Origin of the sequence: Aquidulcibacter sp. (genome assembly GCF_020253525.1) — a bacterium.
Taxonomy (GTDB): Bacteria; Pseudomonadota; Alphaproteobacteria; order Caulobacterales; family Aquidulcibacteraceae; genus Aquidulcibacter.
The window spans coordinates 1-5741 of the sequence record NZ_JADCBK010000154.1 but is presented as its reverse complement, the minus strand read 5'-3'; the positions used below and the strand labels follow the sequence as shown (position 1 = coordinate 5741).

The following is a 5741-nucleotide window of genomic DNA, read 5'->3' as shown; positions in this document are numbered from 1 at the left end:
TCTACCAAAGCGCGTCTAGATAAAACCATCTAAAACAATGTCATCCCCGCCGGAACGACGTGGAGAGCGGGGACCTTGTGGGACTTTGCGGCACGAAGTCCCCGATCGGCTGCGCCGTCCGGGATGACAACCCTGTCGGAAATCCCGGCTTAGGCTTCGGGGCAAAGCCCCCTCACCTTCCCGTCAGCTTTGTCGTCAATGCGCCAAAGGCTGCATCATGAATGGCAGCGGTAAAGAGGTTGGATAAGACAGGGTGGCTGCCAAAGCGGACGATGACGATCTGGTTTTTCGGGTCGATATAGACGCGCTGGCCAGCCACACCGAACAGATTGAAGCTTTGATTGGCATCATGGCTGATCCAGAATTGGCTGCGATACGACCAGTTGAGACGCGCCGGAATGGGGTTTGAGGCCCGAAACGCGGCATTATCGCCGCCAGCCTTGATCTTTTGGACGACCGCTGCCGGGATGATTTGCTGGCCATTGAAGCGGCCATCTTGGCGCAGCATTTCGCCCAAGCGGGCAAGGTCTCGGGCCGTGACATTGAGGCCTGCGGCGGCAATTTCCTGGCCAGCCGGATCAATCGCCCAGGTCGCGTCATGTTCAACGCCCAACTTCTTCCAAACCCGTTCTGAGACAAGGCTTGCAAGGCTCTGGCCGCTCGCCCGCACAATCACCCAGCCCAAAGCATCGGTTGCCGCAGAGCGATAACGAAATGGCCCACCAGAATCTGCAAAGCGGGTTTTAAGCGTCGGGAGCGCTTCATAAACGCCCTTCGGGGCTGGCATGTTGGCAGGACCCCAGCCCCACGCCAAAGCATAGCGGTGAATTTCAGCATTGGGGTTGGCATAGTTTTCATCAAAGCTAACCCCGTCGCGCATATCCATCAGATCGCGCACGGTCGCGGTTTCCCAAGCCGAGCCTGCAAGCTCTGGCACATAGGTCGTAACTTTAGCGGTCTCGTCCAATTTGCCATCATGGATCAAAAGCTCTGCCATCAGGCCAACAAACGACTTTGTGACTGAAAACAGCAAATGTTGGCTTTCAGGCCTCATGCCATTGGCATAGCGCTCATAAACAATCTTGCCCTTATGCAAAACGAGCATGGCATCGGTATGGGTTTCGGCTTCAAACTCGGCCCAGCGGATCGGACGGCGATTACCGCCCAGATCCATCACATTGAATGTCACATCATCGAGGGAGATCGGCTGGCTGGGCAAGGGGCTTACCGGGCCGCCGCGCGCCACACTGCGGGTTGGAAACAATTCGCGCACATGCTGATAGCTCCAGCCCGTGTAGGGATAAACAAGGGCATTGTCGCGGGTGACGCGCTTATCGGCTGGCGCTGGAAAGCCAACATTATAGCCAGACTTCTGCCAATCTAAACGAGGCTGTGGCGGTGGTGGCGTGGTTGGCGCTTGGGCCAAGGCTGCCCCGGCCGTCACTGTGCCGGCAAAAGCGAGTGATACGCAGAGCGCTTTCATAAATGTCTTAGTCATGGCGGGCCTCCCCTCTTTGTTTATTGTTGGTTGATCGTGACCTTACTTGGCTGGAACCGCAAATAGTTTTGCAACATCGGCCTCGGTCATCAGGCGCAGACTGCCGGCCTCTAGGTCGTCTGGCAGGCTTAAAGCGCCAATCTGATCGCGGTGAAGGGCTGTGACGTGATTGCCGATGGCAGCAAACATGCGCCGTACCTGATGATAGCGGCCTTCATGCAGGGTCAACCTAGCCGTACGCGCGCCCGTCACTTCAAGCTCTGCGGGCAAAAGCGGCTTGGTTTCGCCGTCGAGCATGAGACCTCCTGCCGCAAAAATGGCCGCCTCGGTGCCGTCTAGGGGGCGATCAAGCGTGACGACATAGCGCTTGGGTACATGGTGCTTGGGCGAGATGATTTTGTGCAACAGGTCGCCATCATCGGTCATGAGAATGAGGCCTGAAGTCTCTTTATCGAGCCGCCCGACTGTGGATAAGGCAGGGTCGCGCGCCCGCCATCGGTCCGGCAGGAGGTCATAAATGAGTGTGCCCGCCTCTTTGCGCGAACAGGTCACGCCCAAGGGTTTGTGCACCATGATGACCATGCCGGGTAAGGGATCAAGCCTTTTGCCGCGGATCAGAAGGCGGGCTGGCAGATCTGCCTCTAGACGCACACGGGTGGCCTGGTCGCGCACGGCTTGCCCATCCAAGCTGATCCAGCCCGCTTTGGTCATCAGACCAATATCGCGCCGCGAGCCATAGCCCATATTGGCTAGCAAACGGTCGAGACGGGCAGTCTGTACCGGTCGGCTCATCGGATCGCCTGATAGACTTTAAAGCCTTGCGCTTCGTTTTTCAGCGTGAAGCTGGCAAAGCGGGCCTTTAAGGTGGCCTCATAGGGTAGATGGCGGTTGGCAGTAAGCCATAAGCTGCCACCGGGGCGCAAAACCTCTGCCGCCCGGGCAATCATGGCCACGCCCAAGCCCTGATCCTCGATGCCAGCGCGGTGGAAGGGTGGGTTCATCACGATGGCGTCGAACATGTGCTCCCCCGCCCCTTCGGCAACAAGATCGACCCAGACGGTGGAAAAGCGCGGATCGACAATCGCTTTGTGGGCTGCTGCAATCGCGCGTCGATCCAGGTCAAAGCCGGTTACAGCCGTGACCTGCGCACTGTGTAGCACTTGGCGGGACAGCACCCCTGCCCCGCAGCCAAAATCGGCAATTTGGCCCGCTAGGGCAGGCAAGACGTCGAGCAAAGCTTGGCTCCCCGCATCCATGCGGTCCCAGCTGAAGAGGCCCGGCTGGCCCCAAATGTCGAGGTCAGGCAAGAAACGCAACCCACCCTCGGCCAAGGCTTCGTCGATGTGTCGTAAGGTCTGGGGCCGCGTGCCTTGGCAGATGCGGTGATGGCGCTTGGGTTGGTCAGAGACCATGACACCAAAGCCCAGCAAATCTTTGGCAAGACGCGTGCCGCCCTTATCCTTTGGGGCAAGGATCGTCAAAGGTGCACCAGGTGCCAGTGCACGTAGGGCAAGAGCGATCTCATGACGACGCTCAATCGTATTGGCCGGTGCCCGCATCACAAGGCCCGTATAAGAGCCTTCTTTTAGGGCGTCTAAGGCGACGGCACCTGGATGCACCGGGGAAACCTGCACGCCATCGTGGGGCACATCAACCAGTCCAAAGGGAATATCGCCATAGATCAAACTTCTGCTCATCAGCCTGATCTGAGCCAGATTGGATGGAGATACAAGTTCGCCACACAGGTTTGATGGGGCAGAAATGGCGGTTAGATCGGCATCCGCATGATTTCCTGATAGGCTTGGATCGCCTGATCGCGGAAGGCCAACATGGTTTCCATTTGCACTTCGGCTGCGGCAACAGCCGTTACCACATCAACCATTTCAGCCTTGCCCGTTACCGCCTGAGCGGCTTGGGTTTCAGCGGCTTTGGTTGCCTCCACCGTGGAAGAGACTTGTTGGGCCAGCATGGCCGAAAAGTTGAAATTGGTATCTGCAATGGCAGGGCCCGTACTGGGGGCAACACCACCAGCGGCAGCACCATAGGCTTTGGCAGCAAGTAGGGCAGCTGAATTCATGGCTCAGGTTTCTCCTGAAAAGGCCCGCTTAGCGGCGCAAGAGATCAAGCGTGCGTGACATCATCGCCCGCGCGCTTTCAACGACATTGAGGTTAGCTTCGTACGCACGCTGGGCCTCACGCATATCGAGGCTTTCAATCAGCGTGTTGACGTTTGGCAATTTCACATAGCCCTCGGCATTGGCCCCGGGGTGGGTTGGGTCATAGCGCAAACGGAAGTCAGACGTATCGCGCTGTACCTTGGTCATTTTCACTTCCGTGGTGCCATTTTCGCGATTGAGGACCTGACCAAATACGCTGACTTTGCGCTGATAGGGGTCGGCCCCGGGATTGGGGGCGGTGGAATTGGCGTTGGCAATGTTTTCCGCAATCACCTTCATCCGCGCGGTTTGGGCGCGAAGGCCGGAAGCAGCAACATTGAGCGCAGCATTCATATCTGACATGGCTTATCTTCCTATTGCGGCTTGCGCGATGCCAAGCGCATCAATTGCAAACCTTTTTGATAGAGGCCCAAGGCCGCGTCATAATTCATGCGCGTATCGGCCACTTTGATCATTTGTTCTTCCAAGACCACCGCATTGCCATCCAGCGTGACTTCGCTGTCGGGCGCTTTGATGGCCTTGCCGGACCCGGCCGCTGGTGCGCCGCCATCCATATGCCCTGCCCGTGTTGCCGCCATTTTGACCGGGGCCAGCGGGGCAGCACCTGCCAGACCACCTCGCGCTTGGGGCATCTGGCGGGCAATCGCATCGGCAAAGGCGCGATTATCTAAGTCACGCGGCACATATTTGGGCGTCGAGGCATTGGCGACGTTTTCGGCCAAGAGCTTCTGACGTTCATTCAGAAAGCCCATACGTTCGCGCAGAACGTTAAAAAATGGCGTGTCTGTGATGCCCATGACCTGATCCTTGCGATTCTTCGCACCTGTAATGATGAAGTGATCATGGTTAAGCACTGATTAAGAACCATGAAGGCATGTTGTTAACCTTTGATTAACCGGAGCGGGCGACGCGGGATCACGCGGGCAAGAATGCGCGCGAACTGGGTGGTGTGGCATCTAGGATAGAGGGCTGGCCAATGGAACTTTTCTTGGACATGGTGCGGGCACTGGCGGCCTTGTCGGTCACCCTCGGCCTGTTACTGGGCGCAGCCTGGCTCGCCCGGCGCTATGGTCTGATGCAAGGCCAAATGCCCAGCCTGACCAAGGGCCGCCTGAAATTAGTTGAGCAATTATGGCTGGATGCCGGGCGGACTCGTGCCATCCTTATCCGGTGTGACGATCAGGAACATCTGGTCCTGGTCTCGCCCACGGGCGCAAGCACCATTAGCTCCAAGCCCATCCACCCAGAAACCGACTATCCCGCTCCGTCCGCCGCCCCTTCAGCCTCAGGCCAAGTGTCATGACGTCAAAAGCCCCGAAAAAAGCCGCGACCGCTCAAGCTCAGTCTCGGGCCGAACTCAAGCAGCTTCTCAAGCGCTGGCTCATCATTTTTGTGTGTGCGATGGGGGCCTCGATGTTGGGGGTGGCTACAGCCATGGCCCAGTCTATCAATCTTGATCTTGGAAGCGGGACAGGACTCACCGAGCGCGTGGTTCAGACAGTTGCACTGATCACTATTCTGTCGCTTGCCCCGTCGGTCGTGATCATGACAACAAGCTTTGTGCGCATCGTGGTGGTTTTGTCGCTTTTGCGCACCGCGATCGGCCTGCAACAGGCGCCGCCCAATGCGGTCATGGTCTCGCTGGCTTTGTTCTTGACCGCCTTTATCATGCAGCCAACCTTTGAGCGGTCTTGGAATGAGGGCATTGCGCCTTTGACCAGACAAGAAGTCACGATGGAACAAGCCTGGCCACGCGCGACCGAGCCCTTAAAGCAATTCATGCTGGCCCAGACGCGGGAAAAGGATCTGGAGCTCTTCATCCGCCTCGCCCGCATCCCAACACCGCAAAATGCGCAAGCTTTGCCGATGCGCGTGGTGACTCCGGCCTTTATGATTTCCGAATTGCGCCGCGCCTTTGAGATCGGCTTCTTGCTGTTTGTGCCATTTTTGGTGATCGATCTGGTGGTGGCCTCGCTTTTGATGGCGATGGGCATGATGATGCTGCCACCGGTCGTGGTGTCGCTGCCGTTTAAGCTCATCTTCTTTGTGCTGGTGGATGGCTGGCG

8 protein-coding genes are annotated in these 5741 nt (G+C 57.7%); 2 read left to right on the top strand and 6 right to left on the bottom strand.

The annotated features are described in order from the left end of the window. Positions 1–172 precede the first annotated feature (172 nt). The 6 genes from IOB61_RS15570 to IOB61_RS15545 all read right to left on the bottom strand — a co-directional run bounded on the left by IOB61_RS15570 (position 173) and on the right by IOB61_RS15545 (position 4472). Complete coding sequence (locus IOB61_RS15570) at positions 173–1498, bottom strand: serine hydrolase (protein WP_290818697.1); 1326 nt, start codon at positions 1496–1498, stop codon at positions 173–175. A gap of 42 nt (positions 1499–1540) precedes the next feature. Continuing rightward, positions 1541–2290, bottom strand: coding sequence for a pseudouridine synthase (locus tag IOB61_RS15565; protein WP_290818695.1), 750 nt, complete (start codon positions 2288–2290; stop codon positions 1541–1543). Then, positions 2287–3195, bottom strand: coding sequence for a methyltransferase (locus IOB61_RS15560; RefSeq protein WP_290818693.1), 909 nt, complete (start codon positions 3193–3195; stop codon positions 2287–2289). Before IOB61_RS15560 ends, IOB61_RS15565 begins: the two co-directional genes overlap by 4 nt. 71 nt (positions 3196–3266) lie before the next feature. Beyond that, positions 3267–3575: a flagellar hook-basal body complex protein FliE gene (gene fliE / locus IOB61_RS15555; protein WP_290818691.1), complete on the bottom strand. Its 309-nt coding sequence runs from the start codon at positions 3573–3575 to the stop codon at positions 3267–3269. Between the two features lie 28 nt (positions 3576–3603). Beyond that, positions 3604–4017 carry a flagellar basal body rod protein FlgC gene (gene flgC / locus IOB61_RS15550; protein WP_085338094.1) on the bottom strand — a complete coding sequence of 138 codons (414 nt, stop codon included), beginning with the start codon at positions 4015–4017 and terminating at the stop codon, positions 3604–3606. A gap of 11 nt (positions 4018–4028) precedes the next feature. Next, positions 4029–4472 (bottom strand): flagellar biosynthesis protein FlgB, encoded by a 444-nt coding sequence (locus IOB61_RS15545; protein WP_290818688.1) that lies wholly within the window; start codon positions 4470–4472, stop codon positions 4029–4031. Positions 4473–4651: 179 nt separating this feature from the next. Between IOB61_RS15545 and IOB61_RS15540 the strand changes: the two genes are divergently transcribed. Both IOB61_RS15540 and fliP read left to right on the top strand, forming a co-directional pair. After that, complete coding sequence (locus IOB61_RS15540) at positions 4652–4978, top strand: flagellar biosynthetic protein FliO (protein ID WP_290818686.1); 327 nt, start codon at positions 4652–4654, stop codon at positions 4976–4978. Positions 4979–5076: 98 nt separating this feature from the next. Continuing rightward, positions 5077–5741, top strand: a 665-nt coding sequence (fliP, locus tag IOB61_RS15535; protein WP_290818699.1) for a flagellar type III secretion system pore protein FliP, incomplete at its 3' end; no start/stop codon positions are given.

What these genes read in the sequence shown, in the direction of transcription:
- IOB61_RS15565 (WP_290818695.1), bottom strand. Translation starts at nt 2,290, where the DNA reads ATGAGCCGACCGGTACAGACTGCCCGTCTCGACCGTTTGCTAGCCAAT.
- IOB61_RS15545 (WP_290818688.1), bottom strand. Translation starts at nt 4,472, where the DNA reads ATGGGCATCACAGACACGCCATTTTTTAACGTTCTGCGCGAACGTATG.
- fliE (WP_290818691.1), bottom strand. Translation starts at nt 3,575, where the DNA reads ATGAATTCAGCTGCCCTACTTGCTGCCAAAGCCTATGGTGCTGCCGCT.
- IOB61_RS15540 (WP_290818686.1), top strand. Translation starts at nt 4,652, where the DNA reads ATGGAACTTTTCTTGGACATGGTGCGGGCACTGGCGGCCTTGTCGGTC.
- IOB61_RS15560 (WP_290818693.1), bottom strand. Translation starts at nt 3,195, where the DNA reads ATGAGCAGAAGTTTGATCTATGGCGATATTCCCTTTGGACTGGTTGAT.
- flgC (WP_085338094.1), bottom strand. Translation starts at nt 4,017, where the DNA reads ATGTCAGATATGAATGCTGCGCTCAATGTTGCTGCTTCCGGCCTTCGC.
- IOB61_RS15570 (WP_290818697.1), bottom strand. Translation starts at nt 1,498, where the DNA reads ATGACTAAGACATTTATGAAAGCGCTCTGCGTATCACTCGCTTTTGCC.